Here is a 15081-nt window from a genome sequence, read left to right as displayed (position 1 = left end):
CACCGCGCTGGGCGGACCGATGAACCGCGAGAACGCCGCCTCCCTCACCGAGCAGTTGATCCGGGCGATCGGCCCCGCCGGCCGCTGGTGGAGCAACTACCACGTGAGCGGTGAACGGTCGGGAGGTTGGGATTCAGTGACCATCTACACCTTCGACCGAGTGATCATCGGCTCCGGAGGCGACACCACCGTCACCCTGGTGGCGATCGACGAGGACTGACCCCTGCACAGCACGACCACCACTTCTACGGTGCGGACTCTGGTCGAACAGGCCGTCGTCGCCCTCACCTCTTGGTGGCTCTTCCGAAGCCGGTGTTCTCATCCAGAGGCAGCTTTGTCTGGCGCGGGTCTTCCAGCGCTGCCATGAGAACGCTCCGCAGCCGCCCCGCTGAGGCACGCCACTGCTTGCCTGAATCACCCTCGTGCCATACAGGGGACACCTCGGCCTCGCCGTCGATCACACGGTCCAGCGCCTGCAAGGCCAGCAGCCGTAGATCCAGTGGAAGCGTCGGCATCTGCTCGTTGGGACCGTAGACGGGGTCGGTCGGCTCACCTGCCGGGCACTGTGACGCGACGATCGCCACAGCTCCGAGCGCCACGGCCTCAACGTACTCATCGCCGCGGATCTCGGCCTCCAGCGCCGCGCGGATCGAGTCGGGCCGTTGCTCTCCGGGCGCCTCGTCCAGTTCCCATGCGAAGTCCGCGGCATCATCGTTATCGAAAGCGCCTGGTCCCCACGTGCTGATGTCCCCTCCTGCCGTCAGCGGGCACGTTATCCGTCGGCAGTGACGATCAGTCCGCAGATTTCCGCAGACGAGTTGTGCTCACGATGGCCAGACGGCCGTGAGCTGCGAGGATGTCGTGCCTTGAGCCCATCACAACAACGTGGACGGAGAGTTGGGCAGTTGTGAGGCCGGTGGAGTGGAGTTGCTCGGCGTTTACCGCACGCCCGCAGGAGGCGACCGACTGCTCGGCACGGTGCCGGAAACCCTCGACGCCCGCGACGACGAGCGCTTTCCGTTGGCCCTGCTCGTCATCGAGTACGACGGCATGGGCGGCATCGTCTCGCTCGACAGCTCCCTGCAGCACGACGAGGACGAGTATCCGGTCGTGGTCTGGGATCCCGGGACCGAAGCTCGTGGCGGTGCCGAGCAGCTCGCCGAAGACTTCGGCACCTATGCGTTGCGCCGATGCCACATCGGAATCCGCTGATCTGGCGGAGCACGGCGTGAACACCGCGGCTGTGCCGATCAAGCACTGAGCGCGCATTCCTCCAGGTAGTGGTCTGGAAATTTGGAACGGCCACGATGTCGCCTGCGAGTCATCAGTGGCACAGACCGAAGCCCATGACAATGACATCCGCGATGCGGGACCGATCTAGGCCGGCAACGCTTAGCAATTGCACAGGCGACTGCGGGATACTCCAGACATGACGGGTTCGGCGCGCAAGATCCTGGAAATCAAACCTGGGGAATCTTGGCTGATCCTTTCGGACGGGCGCTGGGCTTTCGACGCGCCTCCCGGCCGCCTGGCGGTTCCGCTCGCGCGAGCTGCGATTGGGCTGCTTCCTCTGGTGGAACGACCCCGCCAAGAGGTCGAAGCCCAAGCTCGGGCGCGTCTCGAACCCGGGGACCCGGACCTCGCCGAACCGATGCGCACCGTCATCGCCGCTGGGCTGACGGCCTGGTCGGACCACTGGATCTCCCGTGCCCTCCACTGGCTGACGGCGCACGAGGTCGAACCGTTCGCCGACCAGCTTCACAAGATCGCCACGACCTCGACCGCGGCAGCGCAACGAACCCGGGAAGCAGCCAGGATGCTTCTGGAGCAGCAGGGATTGTGGAGGCCCGTTGTAGCAGCGGATGAACCAGGGCAAAATCCGCCGGAAACATCACGCTAAGCGGGGGCGGAACTCAAACAACAGACCGGGCTTGAGATTCAATCTCCCAGGCCGGTGCTCTTCTCCAATGGCGGCTTCATCTGGTGCTGGTCAGACGATTGTGCTGGTCTCGTCCTGGGGGTTGCGGGAGGCTCGTTCTGCAGTTCCCGACGTGGAGACGATGCCGACGAGTCCCACGATGCCGAACGTCCATGCGATCGGATTGACGTATCCGGGCACCGTGGAGGTCGCGTAGCTTCCGCCGCCGGTCAGGTGGCATTCAAAGCGGAGCGGCACCCAGCTCACCTGGTAGTCGATGACCCGTGCCACCGTCGCGGCGTCGGCCTTCCCTCGGCATGGTCTGAGTGGAGAAGAGTCCGTTCCGCCGTCCTCCGCGTCCAGGACCGCCATCCCTACGTGCGCCATCCCCCAGGCGTACACACCGATCGCCGCGCCCAGCGTGAAGAGCGCCCCTCCTTTCCACCGCCTGGCCGGAGAGCGTCGCCCGCCTCGAACCGCCACCACGACGCCGCCGAGAGCCACGACCAGGCCGATCAACGCCCCGGCCAGAAAACCGAACAGCAGAACGAGCGCCAGCACGGTGGCTCCTTCGCGGCAGCGAGTTTTGTGCGATCGCCCGAAATATAATCAAGATCGGACGCAGTGCGTCCTCAAAACCCATATGCCCAGGCCGATGGCTCTGCGGAGCATAGTTGTCAGATAGCCGTGCGGCTCATCGTGGTCTCCTGCCCCATGTGCGACAACTTCTCCGGGTTGCGTACGAAGTACAGGCTGCTGACCAGGCCGTTCTCCATCCGCATCGCCAGGACGGAGTCCAGTTCGCCGTCGATCCGCAGGACCAGGGCCGGGTGGCCGTTGACCTCGACCGGCTCGGTCGAGATCTTGGCGCCGATCTTGGCCAGGCCCCCGGCCAGCAGGCGGCCCACCTTGGCGGCCCCCACGACGGGGCGCGGCACGGCCTGCTTGATCCCGCCGCCGTCGCTCAGGGCGACGACGTCCGGCGCGAGGATGTCCAGCAGGTGTTGCAGGTCCCCGGTCTCGACCGCCTGCTGGAAGGCCGCCAGCGCGGCCCGGGTCTCGGCCGGGGAGGCGGCGTCGCGCGGTCGGCGCGCGGCGACGTGGGCCCGTGCCCGGTGCGCGATCTGGCGGACGGCGGCGGGGCTCTTGTCGACGGCCTGCGCGATCTCCTCGTGGCTGAGGGCGAACACCTCGCGCAGCACGAACACCGCCCGTTCGGTCGGCGCGAGCGTTTCCAGCACCAACAACATCGCCATCGAGACGCTGTCGGCGAGTTCGACGTCCTCGGCCACGTCAGGTGCCGTGAGCAGCGGTTCGGGCAGCCAGGGGCCGACGTAGGACTCCTTGCGGCGGCCGAGCGTGCGCAGCCGGGTCAGTGACTGCCGGGTGGTGATGCGCACCAGGTACGCGCGCGGTTCCCGGACGGTGGCGAAATCGACGTCCGCCCACCGCAACCAGGTTTCCTGGAGGACGTCCTCGGCGTCGGCCGCTGAACCGAGGATCTCGTAGGCGACGGTGAACAGCAGGTTGCGGTGCGCGACGAACGCCTCGGTCGCAGGGTCCGGCCGGTCGTTCGCCTCGGATCCGGACGCGGTCTGCGACGTACCGGCCATGGCTGGTTCCCCTCTCCGCTGCGGTCGTGTCCCCTACAAGACTCCGGACGCCGCTGGTTTGTGACAGGCGGTGGAGATCAATCTTCGCCCTTCGGGACGACGGGGGCTGCGGTGGGGTCAGCCGCCGCCCTTGGCCAGGTAGTCGGCAGGGTCGTACTGGACGCGGAGCCGCTGGATCCTGCCGTCGGCGAGGGTGAAGAACTCGGTGAACCTGACGACTCCCTTGGGCAGGTGGGCGTCGTAGAGGACGGCCGTCCCGTCCGGGTCGTGGACCTCCTGGATCAGGTCGATCCCGCCGACGTTGGCGATGAAGCCCCGGACGCCCTGCCGGAAGCGGGCGGCGCCGGTGACGCGGCCGGCGATGGGGCCCTCGAAGTCCAGGTCGTCGGCCAGGAGGGGTGCCAGTTCGTGGCCGTCCCCGTAGTTCTCCGCCCCGCCCGTGAGGATCCGGTAGTACGCCTGGATCACGGAAGGCGCGGCTTCGCTGACGACGGTCATGTCGGTCTCCCTTCGTTGTGGTTGAAAAACTAAACTGGCTGGTGGAGTTTTTCAACCATGTCGATAGAATGGCGCCATGCGTTCGTACGATCAGTACTGCTCGATGGCGCGCGCCCTGGACCGGGTCGGCGACCGCTGGACCCTGCTGATCGTCCGCGAACTCCTCACGCAGGGCCCCTGCCGCTTCTCCGACCTGCGGCGCGGGTTGCCCGGCATCGCCAGCAACCTGCTGGCCGACCGGCTGCGCGAGATGGAGTCGGCCGCGCTGGTCACCCGGTACGACCGGCCGCCGCCGGTCGCCGCGACGCTGATCGATCTCACCGAGCGCGGCCGGGATCTCGGCGGCGTCGTCCGCGAACTGGTCCGCTGGGGCGCGCCCCTGATGCTGGAGCCGCCGGGCGACGACGAGTTCCGGATGCACTGGTTCGCGCTGCCGCTGCGCTACCTGTGCCGTGACCGCGCGCCCGAGGAGCCCGCCGTCGTCGTGCGTCTCGGCGATCTGCACGACGGCTGCGACATCGTCGCCGAGCAAGGCCGCATCGACGTGCACCCGTGCTCGCCCGACCGTCGGCCCGACGCCACCGTCACCGCGCCTCCCGAGGTGCTGGTGCAGCTCTTCACCGGCCAGGTGACGGCGCAGGCGGAAGGGCTGGTCGTTGATGGTTCCACCGCGGCACTCGAACGTGTTCTTCCCTAGGAAAGGACGGACCGATGACCAACCGCGACCTTCTCGACCGGATTGCCGAGGACTTCGACGACGTGTCCATGGGGACGATGTTCCGCAGCCCTGGCCTGCGGGTCGGCGGCAAGGTGTTCGCGTTCCTGGGCCGTCGCGGGCAGCTCATCGTGAAGCTTCCGAGGGCGCGGGCCGGTGAACTCGTCGCCGCCGGGACCGCTGACGAGGTCGTCATGGGGAAGCGGACGATGCGCGAGTGGATCGAGTTCCCTGAGCAAGGGGACGACGTGGAGACGCTCGCGCTGTGGCGGAGCGTGGCCCAGGAAGCCCATCAGTACGTCGCCTCCTTGCAACACGCGACGTGACGGTCAACCGAGGGCGGTGAGCTTGCCGGTCAGGACCGCGCGTTCGCGCTGGTTGCCGCACAGTTTGATGGCCCGCTCCAGTTCGGCGCGCGCCTGCTCGGCGCGGCCGAGGCGGATGAGCAGTTCGGCGCGGACGGTGGGCAGCAGGTGCGTGTTCGCCAGTTCCTTCGTGCCCGCCAGTCCGTCGACGATCGGGAGCGCCGCCGTCGGGCCGTGCGCCATCGAGACCGCCACCGCCCGGTTGAGGTCGATCAGCGGTGAGGGCGTGAGCCGTCCCAGCGCCTCGTACAGCAGCACGATGCGTTCCCAGTCGGTGGTCTCGACGGATTCCGCGACGGCATGGCATTCGGCGATCGCCGCCTGGAGGCCGTAGGCGCCCAGGCCCCGTCCGGCCTGCTCGGCGCGGGCGAGGGCGGCGCGTCCCCGGCGGATCGCCGACCGGTCCCAGCGGCGGCGGTCCTGGTGTTCCAGCAGGACGGGTTCGCCGTCCGGTCCGGTGCGGGCGGGGAAGCGCGCCGCGGTGAGTTCCAGCAGCGCGAGGAGGCTGTGCACCTCGGGCTCGTCGGGAACCAGGCGGCTCAGCACCCGGGCCAGGCGCTGGCCCTCCCCGGCCAGGTCGAGCCGCATGAGCTCGGCACCCGAGCTGGCCGAGGACCCCTCGGTGAAGATCAGGTAGACGGCGCTGAGCACCGAGCCGAGCCGTTCGCGCCGCTCGTGCGCGGGTGGCACCTCGAACGGCACCCGGGCCGCGACCAGGGTCTTCTTGGCCCGGGTGATCCTGGCCTGCACGGTGGCGGTCGGGACCAGGAACGCGCGGGCGATCTCGTCGCTGGTCAGGCCGCCGACCACTCGCAGCGTCAGCGCCACCCGCGCCTCCGGAGCCAGCACCGGATGGCAGGAGACGAACATCAGCGCCAGCACGTCGTCGTCGATCTGGTCGGGGTCCCACAACATGTCGGCGTCCTCGGGCGGATCGGCGGGAGCGGGGGCGGTGCCGGTGACCGCGCCGCCCTCGTCCAGACCGCGGGCGAGGGCGGCGTATTTGTCGTCCAGCGTCGAGCGGCGGCGGAAGGCGTCGATCGCGCGGCGCCGGCCGACGGTCAGCAACCATCCGGCGGGGTTGCGGGGGACGCCGTCGCGCGGCCAGGTGACCAGCGCCTCGGCCAGCGCCTCCTGCGCGAGGTTTTCGGCCAGCGCGAACATGGCGTCGGCGGCGGGCTCGCCCCACACGTAGTCGATGACCACGTCGACGTCGGCCGCCCGGCCGATCCGGTCGTAGGTGATCGTCTCGTCGGCGCCGAGCAGCTTGGCGATCTGGAGCGCCGTCCGCCCGGCGTTGCCGGTGGCGCCGAGGACGAGGACGCGCTGACCGGCGCGGAAGCCGACGCGGCGGCGCAGCGCGACCCAGGACGACATGGCCGGGTTCATCGCGGCGGCGATCCGCACGGGGTCGACGCCGTCGGGCAGGACCACGCTGCGGCGGGGGTCGATGAGGGTGCGCTCGGCGAACGTCCCCAGGGCCGTGTCGTCCAGGGCCGCGTAGCGGACGGCGCCCGCCGCGTCGCGCACCACGCCGTCGACGCCGGGGACCAGCGGGTACGCGCCGTCGGCGGAGCGCTGACGCTCGGGCCGCCGCCCCGTTCACCGTGTTTCAGCGCGGAGCGTGCAGGGCCGCTCAGGAGTGCGCGGTGGTTCCGCCGGATGCGCGGGCGGTGAGGCGTTCCCAGTTGCGGTGGGCGATGTCGGCCTTCTGCTCGTCGGTGAAGGGCGCGTCCTCCAGGAAGGAACGGGCGGCGCCGTCGCTGGTGTCGACGTAGGGGAAGCCGCCGGGGCGGAAGCCGTAGGTGAAGGGGTAGTCGGTGGAGTACAACATCCGGTCGGTGCCCATGACCTCGGCGGTCCAGCGCAGGTAGCGGGGGCTGTTGGTGCCGCTGCCCGCGACCCAGAAGTTCTGCCGGAAGTAGTCCGCGAGCGGCCGCTGGAGGCCGCCGGCCTCGGCGAAGAACCCGGTGTGGTCGAGGTAGAACAGCACGACCTCGCCCCAGTGCCCGGCGATCACCTGGAGGCCGGGGAAGCGGTCGAAGACGCCCGAGAAGATCATCCGTAGGTACTGCACGCCCAGGTCGTAGTACCAGCCGATCGCCGCCCCGGCCAGCGGCACGCCGATCGGGCCGAGGCCGGAGTAGTAGGCGTCGATCACCGGCTGGACCGGCGTCTGCGGATGGAAGTGCAGCGGCACGCCGAGCCGCTCAGCGGTGGCGTACAGCTCGTCGTTGTCCGGGTGGTCGGCGAGCTTGTCCCCGGTGCGGCCGTACAACATCGCGCCGGGGAAGCCCAGCTCGCCCACCGCTCGCTCCAGCTCGGCCGCGGCGGCGGCCGGCGACTGGGTGGGGATCGCGGCGAACGCCTGGAAACGGTCGGGACGCGCGGCGACGATCTCCGCGAGCTGGTCGTTGGCCTCGCGGGCCACCATGACGGCGTCGGCCTCCGGCAGGTCCTGCACACCCGGCGACGACAGGGACAACACGGCGACGTCGATGCCCTGGTCGTCCATGTGGGCCAGCCGCCGTTCACCGGTCTCGCGCAGGTTCGCGGCGATCGGGCCGTCGCCGAAGCCGCGGGCGGGGAGCTGCGGTGATCCGGCCCGCAGGTACGCCTCGTGGACGGCGGGCACGACGACGGTCTCTTCCACTCCGATGATCCGCAGACGGTCGGGCATGGCGGTACTCCCTGCACGTGGTGGTTCCAATGGATGGGGAGAGACGTTATCAGCGTTATTATCGATGTCAACGCTATAGCGTTAACGTCGATAATAACCTTGGTATCCGCACGGCGTTATCATCGCTGGATGCCGGTCGACCCGAACCACGCAGAGCCCGCCGCCACAACGCGCGAGCAGACCCGCCGCCGGATCGTCGGCGTCGCGATCGAGCTGCTGGAACGCCGGGGCCGCGACGCCGTCACCACCCGCGCGGTCGCCGACGCCGCCGGGCTGCAACCACCGGCCCTGTACCGGCTGTTCGGCGACAAGGAGGGGCTGCTCGACGCCGTCGCCGAACACGGCTTCGCCCGGTTCCTGGCCGCCAAGCACATCGACCCCGACCCGCAGGACCCGGTCGGGGAACTGCGCGCCGCCTGGGACATCGCGGTCGAGTTCGGGCTGGCCAACCCCGCGCTGTACGCGCTGATGTACGCCGAGCCCGCCAGGTCCACCACCGTCTTCCAGACCGGCCTCGACCTGCTCATGAAGCGCATCCGCCGCCTGGCCGCCGCGGGCCTGCTGCGGGTCGGGGAGGACGTCGCGGCGCAGATCGTCCACGCCACCGCACGCGGCGCCGTCCTGACCTGGTTGTCCCTGCCCGAGCCGCAGCGCGACCCCGCCCTCCTCCGCGCGCTGCGCGAGGCGATGGTCACCGCCGTCACCACTCAGGAGCCGGCCGTGCAGGAGCAGGGCCCGGCCGGTGCCGCCCGCGCCCTGCGCGCCGCACTGCCCGAGCAGGACGTTCTCAGCGACGCCGAACAGCGGTTGCTGACGGAGTGGTTGGACCGGCTGTCCACGTAGCCGTCCCCGTCAACGGAGGACCTGACCTGCGAGGGCTGACGGACTGCTGCATGGTCGCCTGTCAGGCGTCGTCGCCAGGCTGGAACCGGGTGCGCCGGTAGGCCGAGGACGGCGGGCCTCAGGTGACCAGGCCGTTGCGGTACGCGTAGACGACGGCCTGCACGCGGTCGCGCAGGTCCAGCTTGGTGAGGATGCGCGACACGTACGTCTTGACGGTCTCCTGGCTGAGCACCAGCGTCGCGGCGATCTCGCTGTTGGACAGGCCGTCGGCGATCAGGCGCAACACCTCCAGCTCGCGGGGCGTCAGCGCGACGTCGGCCGGGTCTCCGGCGGGACGGATCCGCGCCGCGTACCGGCCGACGAGCTGCCGCGTCACCTCGGGCGCGAGCAGCGCGGCGCCGCTCGCGACGGTGCGGATGCCGTGCAGGAGCTGCGCGGGCGGCGCGTCCTTGAGCAGGAACCCGCTCGCCCCCGCGCGCAGCGCCTCGTAGACGTACTCGTCCAGGTTGAACGTCGTCACCACGAGCACCTTGACCGGGTCCGGCACCCCGGCGCCGGCCAGCAGGCGGGTCGCCTCGATGCCGTCGAGCACCGGCATCCGCACGTCCATCACGACGATGTCCGGCCGCAGTCGGCGGGCGAGCCCGACGGCGGCGCGCCCGTCCCCGCACTCCCCCACCACCGCCAGGTCGGGCTGGGCGTCGATGATCGTCGCGAAGCCGGTGCGGATCAGCGCCTGGTCGTCGCAGACCAGCACCCGCACCGGTGCGGTCACGACGGGCCTCCGGCGGGGATGCGCGCCCGCACGTCGAAGCCGCCGCCCGCGCGTCCGGCCGCGTTGAACTCGCCGCCCAGGGCGTCGACCCGCTCGCCGAGCCCGGCCAGGCCCCGCCCGCTGCCGCCGGGGGACGCGGCCCGGTTCCCGGGGCCGTCGGTGCCGACCTCCACGGTGATCTCCTTCTCGCCGTAGCGCACCCGGGTGACGGTGCGGTGGCCGTGGGCGTACTTGAGGGCGTTGGTCAGGGCTTCCTGCACGACCCGGTAGGCGACGAACTCGGCGCTGCCGCCGGACTCGGCCCGCTCGCCCTCCTCGGTGAACTCCACCGGCTGCCCGGCCTGGCGCGTCTGCTCCACGAGCGTGCGGAGGTCGCCGGTGGACGGCGTCCGGACGCGGTTCGCGGGCGCGGTGCCGTGGTCGGGGTTGAGCAGGTCGAGCAGGTGCCGCAGGTCGGCGATGGCCCGGCGGCCGGTGTCGGTGACGGCGTTCAGGGTCTCGTCGAGGCGGTCGGGCGCGGCGGTCAGGTAGCGCGCCGCCTCGGCCTGCACGACCATCGCCGTCACGTGGTGGGTCACGACGTCGTGGAGTTCGCGGGCGATGCGGGTGCGTTCGGCGGCGCGGGTGGCCTCGGCGACGCGGAGGCGGTGCTCGGCCTCGGCGGCCCGCGTCGAGCGCAACCAGGAGCCGATGCCCCAGGGGACGGCCAGCCCCAGGTAGAACACCACGTAGCCGTCCAGCCGCTCGGTCCCGCCGAGCTGGTTGAGCGTGACCGCCAGCAGCGCGTACGCGGCGGACAGGACGGCGACGGTGAGGCGCCGGTGGCGTTCCAGATGGGCGCCCGCGCTCAGCAGCGCGACGGGCAGCGCGGTCCCCGCGACCATGTGGTAGCCGCGCAGTTCCGCGACGGCGAAACCGAGCGTCACCAGGGCGAGGCACGCGGCCGGCCACCGGCGGCGCACGACGAGCGGGAGGCAGTGGAGGGCGAGCGCCGCGATGGCCATCGCGTCGAAGGGGCGGGCCGGGAGCTCGCCGACCTGCGTCTCGTGGCCGCGGAACACCGGCAGGAACGACACGACGGCGAACAGCAGCGCGAGCGGGACGTCCCGGACCGTCACGTCCCAGCGCCGCCAGCGGGCCGGGAGCCGCCGCAGACCGATCACCGGGCCAGGCTAGCGGCCGGGGCGGGCGCCTCGGCCTTGCGGCGGACCAGGGTGCCCCGCCTGCGGGCCAGCCACAGGAACACGACCGTCAGGATGACGCCGGACAGGACCGTGTGCGGGCTCGCCTCCGGGCCGAACTTGCCGCCGGTGAGGATGGCCGGGCCGGACAACACGCCGTCCAGGAGCCCGTCGTTCTCGCCGTTGCCGGACACCGCGGTGCCGAAGACGCCGCCCTGGGCGAAGTTCCAGCCGAAGTGCAGGCCGATCGGCACCCAGAGGGTGCGGAAGGCGGCGTACGCGGCGGCGAGCGTCCCGCCGGCCGAGATCGCGATGGCGACCGCGCCCCACAGCGTGGCGTCCGGGTTGAGCATGTGCCACAGGCCGAACAGCACGCTGGTCAGGACCAGCGACCACCATGTGCCGAGGCGTTCCTCCGTGATCCGGAACAGGACGCCGCGGAACATCAGCTCCTCCGTCACGGAGGCGGCGGCCATGAAGCCGACCAGGCCGACCGGGCCCGCGATCTCCCCGAAGCCCTCGACCCGGTAACCGCCGTTGAAGGCGATGTTGCCGATGACGGCCGCGAACCACCCGGCGCCGATCAGCACCCCCAGCAGGGTGCGGGTAGTGGCGCCCCTGACGGCGACCTCGACCGGTGCGCGGTGCTCGGACCAGCGCACCGTCCAGGCGTACACGAGCACCGCGAGCACGGCCGTCATGAGGCCGATGACCAGGCTCAGAACCGGGCTGTCCTCCACCGCCACGACGACCTGCCCGCCGACGAAGGCGACCAGGACGACGGGCAAGAGCTGCTTCAACAATCGCATGACGACTCCTTGCGAGGTTTCCGCGCGGGATTCGGCGGCCAGACGAACGCTAGGGAACCGGCGACCCGCGATCTTCCCCGCTGGGAGGACATTCGCCGGTAGCTCGGACGGGGGACGGCAACGGCGTGCGTCACGTCGTCGTGCTGGATCCGGACGGCAACAGCCTGTCGCTGGCCGAGGCACCGGCCGAGTGGACCGAGGCCCCGGCGGCTCCTTGCCGCCGAGGCCGGCGAAGTACTCCTGAGGTCGGCGAAGGCCGGGCTTGCGTTCCCTGGAACAGGCGGGAGGCCAGCGGGTTCAGTACCTGTAGCCGGGCCAGTGCGGGTCTTCCCAGCGGTCCGGGCCGGTGAGGCCGATCAGGCGGACGCCGTGCAGCAGTCGTTCGGACGCACCGTGCCGGCGGAGCCGGTCAGGGGCATGGCGGGCGATCCAGGACGTGAGCTCGGCGTAGCGCCGATCGTCCTCCTCTTCCGAGGTCAGCCAGGGATTCCAGGGCAGCACGCCTCCCAGAAGGTCGTACTCCCAGCGCTCTATCGCCTGCGCCAGATGCTGGTCTGCGGCCGGGGTGCGCACCGTTTCCCAGGTCGCCAGCCAGGGGGTGAGGGAACCGGAGGCTTCCACGACGCCGACGAAGGTCTCGTACGCCGGAACCTCGGGACTTGGCGCGGTCAGGGTGTAGAGCCACCACGCGTCGAGGAACTCCTGAACCGCGGCGGCCTGGTCCGTAGGCCACTGGCGCCAGTTTCCGCGAACGAGGAACCGTCCGACGTCGACGAAATCGGACCAGGGCTCGATGAGACCACCGACCAGAGCGGTCGCGAACTGCGGCAGGACCCGGCGCAGTACGGACGCGTGATCGTCCCACCAGGAAGCCTGCCAGGTGCGGCGCAACAGGTCCGGGTCGAGCTCCACGTCCGGCGTCTTCAGCAACGCCAGGTCGGCCACACTGCCGAAGTGGCATTCGCAAGCGGTTTCGTCCGGGTTGGCGGTCATTCCGCGGAAGGTCATGGCCAAGCCGTCCAACGCGGCGGCAAGGCGGAGGGCGGCGGGTGACCGGTCGGGGTTCGTCATGGGCGTCGGCCTTCGAGGACTCCGGGACGCTTCCGCATGCCGAAGAGCGTGACCTTACCGCTCCCGTCCCCGCTCTGGGAAAGTTTTAGGGGCCGGTCGCCAGGGCTCGGCGTAGGGTGGACAGGCCGTACTCGAAGGCGCGGTCGACGTCGCCCCCTAGCCGGAAGCTGCCGTTGAGTTCCATTTCGATGAAACCGGTCGCCCACGCGACCACCAGGCGCGCGGCTTCGAGCGCCTCCTGTTCGCCTACCAGTTCCCGTGTGGCGTGCAGTACTGGGGCGGCCGTTCGGGCGAGGGCTTCGGGCGGTGCTTCGATGGACAGCATCAGCCGGAAGCCCGCTGGCCACGTCTGGGCGAATCGCCGGTAGCCTCGCACCACCTCTTCGAGCGACCCGTCGGTCGCCTCCACCCGGGCGGCCAGGTCGTCGATGGTGGCCTCGGCGACGGCGGTCAGCAGGGCCGCGCGGTTGTTGACGTGCTTGTACAGCGACGGCGCGCGCACGCCCACCCGTTCGGCGACGCTCTGCATCGTCAGCCGCTGCTGGCCGCCCGCTTCCAGCAGCTCGCGCCCCGCCGCGACGATTCCGGCGAACGAGGTCTTCTCAGGGGTCGGCATCGTTCCTCCCGCCATGAAGGCTATTGACGTTAGCCATGATAGCTAATTATCGTAGCCATCGACGACCTCGACCGGGAGAACCCCCATGAAACTCGCCCCTCACCTGCACCGCCTCGGCAACGACCTCGTGGCGAGCTACCTCGTCGACACTCCCGAGGGCATCACGCTCATCGACGCGGGCCTGCCCGGCCACTGGCGCGACCTCCAGCGCGAGCTGCGCTCCCTGGGCAAGACCGCCGACGACATCCGCGGCCTGGTGCTCACCCACGGCGACTCCGACCACATCGGCTTCGCCGAACGCCTGCGCACCGAGCACGGCGTGCCGGTGTTCGTGCACGCCGCCGACGCGGACCGCACCCGCACGGGCGAGAAGCCCAAGGTCGCGTTCGGTCCCATGCGCCTGGGTCCGACGCTCGGGTTCTTCGGCTACTCCATCCGCAAGAACGGCCTGCGCACTCGTTACGTCGGCGAGGTCACCGAGATCAGTGACGGCGACGTCCTGGACCTGCCCGGCAGCCCCGTCATCGTGGGCATGCCGGGACACTCGCCGGGAAGCGTGGCCGTGCACGTCCCGCTCGCCGACGCCGTCTTCGTCGGCGACGCCCTGACCACGCGGCACGTCCTCACCGGGCGCGGCGGCCCGCAGCCCGCGCCCTTCACCGACGACCCCGCCGAAGCGCTCGCCTCCCTCGACCGGATCGCCGGGCTGTCGGCCTCCTGGGTGCTCCCGGGGCACGGCGCGCCCTGGTCCACCTCACCGGCCCAGGTGGGCGAGGAGGTCAGGAAGGGGAAGGCGTGACAGCGGGCTTGGGCAACGGGATCACGCGGCCCCCTTGGTGTCGAGGATCGGGGCGAACGAGTCCTCCAGGTCGGCGGGTTCCTCGCCGTCGGCGAGCAGGCAGGAGTCCAGCAGCCGGTGGATGCGGGCGCGGTCGAGTCCCGCGCCGGTGAAGACCAGGTGCTGGACGCGGTCGCCGTGTTCGGCGTGCCAGTCCAGGGCTGCGGCGGCCCGGCGCAGCGGGGGGACCATCTCCCAGGCCGCCTCGGGCAAGCAGGCCAACCACGGACCAGCGTCCTGGACGGCCACCACGCCCGCCGCCGCGTCCCACGCCAGCATCCGGTCGGGACGGTTGCCGAGCCAGAAGCGGCCCCGGCTGCGCACCGACTCGGCGGCCAACTCGTCCACGGCGTCGAAGAACCGTGCCGGGTGCAACGGTCCGGTGCGCCGCCACACCACCGTGTCGGCCGCCGGGGTGCTGGCCTCGGGCGGCAGCTGGGCGGTGGCCGGGTCGATCCGCGCCGCCAGGTCGTGCGGGCACAGCGCCGTCCCGGCCGGGACGGGGAGCAGGTCACCGGGCAGGTGCACCGGCGTCATGGGGGCCAGGTGGCCCATCAGCTCGCGGCACAGTTCCACGTCGTCGGAGTCGGCCGCCGGGATCGGTGCGGGAAGCACGTCGGGCAGGACCAGCGCGGTGGCGTACTCGATCTGCCGGAACAGGACCTCGGCCAGGTAGCGCCGGTCGCCGGCCGCGCCCGGCTTGCCGATCTCGGCGAGCGGTTCGCCACGGCACAGGTCGAGCGGGGCGAGCTCGGCGTCCAGCGCGGTGAAGACGCCCGCCAGCCGCAGTTCGCCGTCGGATCCGTGCGCCAGGACCTCGGCCACCGGGCGGGGCTCGACGGTGTCCCACAGTTCGACGATCAGCAGCTCGGCGTTCGGCGCGTGCCGCAGCAGTTGCGGCAGCAGGTCGAGGCGGACCGCGCACGTCACGCAGCCGTGCTCCAGCCGGACCACCGCGCGGTCGCGGACGCCGGTGGCGTCGCGGACGGTCCGCACGACCGCGCCCCCGGCCACCGCGCGCAGGTCGTGATGCACCGCCAGCGCGCCGGGGCGCTCGCGCAACAAGCGGTCGACGACGGCGCCGCGCGCCGGTCCATGGAACCCGGCGACCAGCACCACGGGGACGGACATGCCCACCTCCAGATCGTAATGAAAATCA

Annotated in this window: 19 protein-coding genes; 7 read left to right on the top strand and 12 right to left on the bottom strand. The window is 71.0% G+C overall.

The features are described from left to right. Positions 1 to 19 precede the first annotated feature (19 nt). Positions 20 to 220, top strand: coding sequence for a hypothetical protein (locus tag AH6_RS13045; protein ID WP_067478983.1), 201 nt, complete (start codon positions 20 to 22; stop codon positions 218 to 220). Positions 221 to 284: 64 nt separating this feature from the next. On the opposite strand, the gene AH6_RS13040 is transcribed toward AH6_RS13045, so the two are convergent. Next, on the bottom strand, positions 285 to 746 hold the full coding sequence (locus AH6_RS13040; protein ID WP_067478981.1) for a DUF4259 domain-containing protein: 462 nt from the start codon (positions 744 to 746) through the stop codon (positions 285 to 287). A 139-nt stretch (positions 747 to 885) separates the two neighbouring features. Here AH6_RS13040 and AH6_RS13035 point away from each other — a divergent pair, with 139 nt between their 5' ends. Together AH6_RS13035 and AH6_RS43680 are read left to right on the top strand one after the other, a co-directional pair. After that, complete coding sequence (locus tag AH6_RS13035) at positions 886 to 1212, top strand: SMI1/KNR4 family protein (protein ID WP_157431434.1); 327 nt, start codon at positions 886 to 888, stop codon at positions 1210 to 1212. A gap of 217 nt (positions 1213 to 1429) precedes the next feature. Next, entirely contained in the window at positions 1430 to 1900 is a 471-nt protein-coding gene (locus AH6_RS43680; RefSeq protein WP_157431433.1) for a hypothetical protein, read from the top strand. A 90-nt stretch (positions 1901 to 1990) separates the two neighbouring features. Here the strand turns inward: AH6_RS43680 and AH6_RS13030 are convergent, their stop codons facing one another. From AH6_RS13030 to AH6_RS13020, 3 genes are all read right to left on the bottom strand, one after another. Continuing rightward, a complete protein-coding gene (locus tag AH6_RS13030; protein WP_157431432.1) occupies positions 1991 to 2479 on the bottom strand; it encodes a hypothetical protein in 489 nt (162 codons plus the stop codon). A gap of 116 nt (positions 2480 to 2595) precedes the next feature. Continuing rightward, a complete protein-coding gene (locus AH6_RS13025) occupies positions 2596 to 3531 on the bottom strand; it encodes an RNA polymerase sigma-70 factor (RefSeq protein WP_067478977.1) in 936 nt (311 codons plus the stop codon). 117 nt (positions 3532 to 3648) lie between these two features. Continuing rightward, positions 3649 to 4029, bottom strand: a complete 381-nt coding sequence (locus AH6_RS13020) for a nuclear transport factor 2 family protein (protein ID WP_067478975.1) — start codon at positions 4027 to 4029, stop codon at positions 3649 to 3651. Positions 4030 to 4105: 76 nt separating this feature from the next. Here AH6_RS13020 and AH6_RS13015 point away from each other — a divergent pair, with 76 nt between their 5' ends. Together AH6_RS13015 and AH6_RS13010 are read left to right on the top strand one after the other, a co-directional pair. Continuing rightward, positions 4106 to 4726, top strand: a complete 621-nt coding sequence (locus tag AH6_RS13015; RefSeq protein ID WP_067478973.1) for a winged helix-turn-helix transcriptional regulator — start codon at positions 4106 to 4108, stop codon at positions 4724 to 4726. Positions 4727 to 4740: 14 nt separating this feature from the next. After that, positions 4741 to 5070, top strand: coding sequence for a hypothetical protein (locus tag AH6_RS13010; RefSeq protein WP_067478971.1), 330 nt, complete (start codon positions 4741 to 4743; stop codon positions 5068 to 5070). Positions 5071 to 5073: 3 nt separating this feature from the next. Here AH6_RS13010 and AH6_RS13005 read toward each other — a convergent pair whose 3' ends face one another. Next, positions 5074 to 6642 (bottom strand): DUF6596 domain-containing protein, encoded by a 1569-nt coding sequence (locus tag AH6_RS13005; protein WP_245679295.1) that lies wholly within the window; start codon positions 6640 to 6642, stop codon positions 5074 to 5076. Between the two features lie 103 nt (positions 6643 to 6745). After that, on the bottom strand, positions 6746 to 7789 hold the full coding sequence (locus AH6_RS13000) for an amidohydrolase family protein (RefSeq protein WP_067478969.1): 1044 nt from the start codon (positions 7787 to 7789) through the stop codon (positions 6746 to 6748). A gap of 129 nt (positions 7790 to 7918) precedes the next feature. On the opposite strand from AH6_RS13000, the gene AH6_RS12995 reads away from it, so the two are divergent. After that, positions 7919 to 8632, top strand: a complete 714-nt coding sequence (locus tag AH6_RS12995; protein WP_067478967.1) for a TetR/AcrR family transcriptional regulator — start codon at positions 7919 to 7921, stop codon at positions 8630 to 8632. 118 nt (positions 8633 to 8750) lie between these two features. On the opposite strand, the gene AH6_RS12990 is transcribed toward AH6_RS12995, so the two are convergent. The 5 genes from AH6_RS12990 to AH6_RS12970 all read right to left on the bottom strand — a co-directional run bounded on the left by AH6_RS12990 (position 8751) and on the right by AH6_RS12970 (position 13084). Next, on the bottom strand, positions 8751 to 9407 hold the full coding sequence (locus AH6_RS12990; protein WP_067478965.1) for a response regulator: 657 nt from the start codon (positions 9405 to 9407) through the stop codon (positions 8751 to 8753). Continuing rightward, complete coding sequence (locus AH6_RS12985) at positions 9404 to 10570, bottom strand: sensor histidine kinase (RefSeq protein ID WP_067478963.1); 1167 nt, start codon at positions 10568 to 10570, stop codon at positions 9404 to 9406. The genes AH6_RS12990 and AH6_RS12985 overlap by 4 nt, the downstream gene beginning before the upstream one ends. Then, the gene (locus AH6_RS12980) at positions 10567 to 11397 is read right to left on the bottom strand and encodes a CPBP family intramembrane glutamic endopeptidase (protein ID WP_067478961.1); all 831 of its coding nucleotides are present in this window, start codon (positions 11395 to 11397) and stop codon (positions 10567 to 10569) included. The genes AH6_RS12985 and AH6_RS12980 overlap by 4 nt, the downstream gene beginning before the upstream one ends. Positions 11398 to 11694: 297 nt before the next feature. Next, entirely contained in the window at positions 11695 to 12468 is a 774-nt protein-coding gene (locus tag AH6_RS12975) for a hypothetical protein (RefSeq protein ID WP_067478959.1), read from the bottom strand. Positions 12469 to 12553: 85 nt separating this feature from the next. Continuing rightward, a complete protein-coding gene (locus tag AH6_RS12970) occupies positions 12554 to 13084 on the bottom strand; it encodes a TetR/AcrR family transcriptional regulator (protein ID WP_067478957.1) in 531 nt (176 codons plus the stop codon). Between the two features lie 85 nt (positions 13085 to 13169). Here AH6_RS12970 and AH6_RS12965 point away from each other — a divergent pair, with 85 nt between their 5' ends. Beyond that, complete coding sequence (locus AH6_RS12965; protein ID WP_067478954.1) at positions 13170 to 13883, top strand: MBL fold metallo-hydrolase; 714 nt, start codon at positions 13170 to 13172, stop codon at positions 13881 to 13883. A 21-nt stretch (positions 13884 to 13904) separates the two neighbouring features. Here the strand turns inward: AH6_RS12965 and AH6_RS12960 are convergent, their stop codons facing one another. Continuing rightward, the gene (locus AH6_RS12960; RefSeq protein ID WP_067478951.1) at positions 13905 to 15053 is read right to left on the bottom strand and encodes a CobW family GTP-binding protein; all 1149 of its coding nucleotides are present in this window, start codon (positions 15051 to 15053) and stop codon (positions 13905 to 13907) included. Between the last annotated feature and the right edge of the window lie 28 nt (positions 15054 to 15081).

This window comes from Actinomadura hibisca NBRC 15177, from assembly GCF_001552635.1.
Lineage (GTDB): Bacteria > Actinomycetota > Actinomycetes > Streptosporangiales > Streptosporangiaceae > Spirillospora > Spirillospora hibisca.
This window is presented reverse-complemented; position numbering and strand designations above follow the sequence as displayed.

Bases quoted from the DNA above. Each gene is read 5' to 3' on its own strand.
- AH6_RS12980 (WP_067478961.1), bottom strand. From the start codon at position 11,397: ATGCGATTGTTGAAGCAGCTCTTGCCCGTCGTCCTGGTCGCCTTCGTC.
- AH6_RS12975 (WP_067478959.1), bottom strand. From the start codon at position 12,468: ATGACGAACCCCGACCGGTCACCCGCCGCCCTCCGCCTTGCCGCCGCG.
- AH6_RS13020 (WP_067478975.1), bottom strand. From the start codon at position 4,029: ATGACCGTCGTCAGCGAAGCCGCGCCTTCCGTGATCCAGGCGTACTAC.
- AH6_RS12970 (WP_067478957.1), bottom strand. From the start codon at position 13,084: ATGCCGACCCCTGAGAAGACCTCGTTCGCCGGAATCGTCGCGGCGGGG.
- AH6_RS13045 (WP_067478983.1), top strand. From the start codon at position 20: ATGAACCGCGAGAACGCCGCCTCCCTCACCGAGCAGTTGATCCGGGCG.
- AH6_RS13015 (WP_067478973.1), top strand. From the start codon at position 4,106: ATGCGTTCGTACGATCAGTACTGCTCGATGGCGCGCGCCCTGGACCGG.
- AH6_RS13025 (WP_067478977.1), bottom strand. From the start codon at position 3,531: ATGGCCGGTACGTCGCAGACCGCGTCCGGATCCGAGGCGAACGACCGG.
- AH6_RS43680 (WP_157431433.1), top strand. From the start codon at position 1,430: ATGACGGGTTCGGCGCGCAAGATCCTGGAAATCAAACCTGGGGAATCT.
- AH6_RS12960 (WP_067478951.1), bottom strand. From the start codon at position 15,053: ATGTCCGTCCCCGTGGTGCTGGTCGCCGGGTTCCATGGACCGGCGCGC.
- AH6_RS12995 (WP_067478967.1), top strand. From the start codon at position 7,919: ATGCCGGTCGACCCGAACCACGCAGAGCCCGCCGCCACAACGCGCGAG.
- AH6_RS13000 (WP_067478969.1), bottom strand. From the start codon at position 7,789: ATGCCCGACCGTCTGCGGATCATCGGAGTGGAAGAGACCGTCGTCGTG.
- AH6_RS12965 (WP_067478954.1), top strand. From the start codon at position 13,170: ATGAAACTCGCCCCTCACCTGCACCGCCTCGGCAACGACCTCGTGGCG.
- AH6_RS13010 (WP_067478971.1), top strand. From the start codon at position 4,741: ATGACCAACCGCGACCTTCTCGACCGGATTGCCGAGGACTTCGACGAC.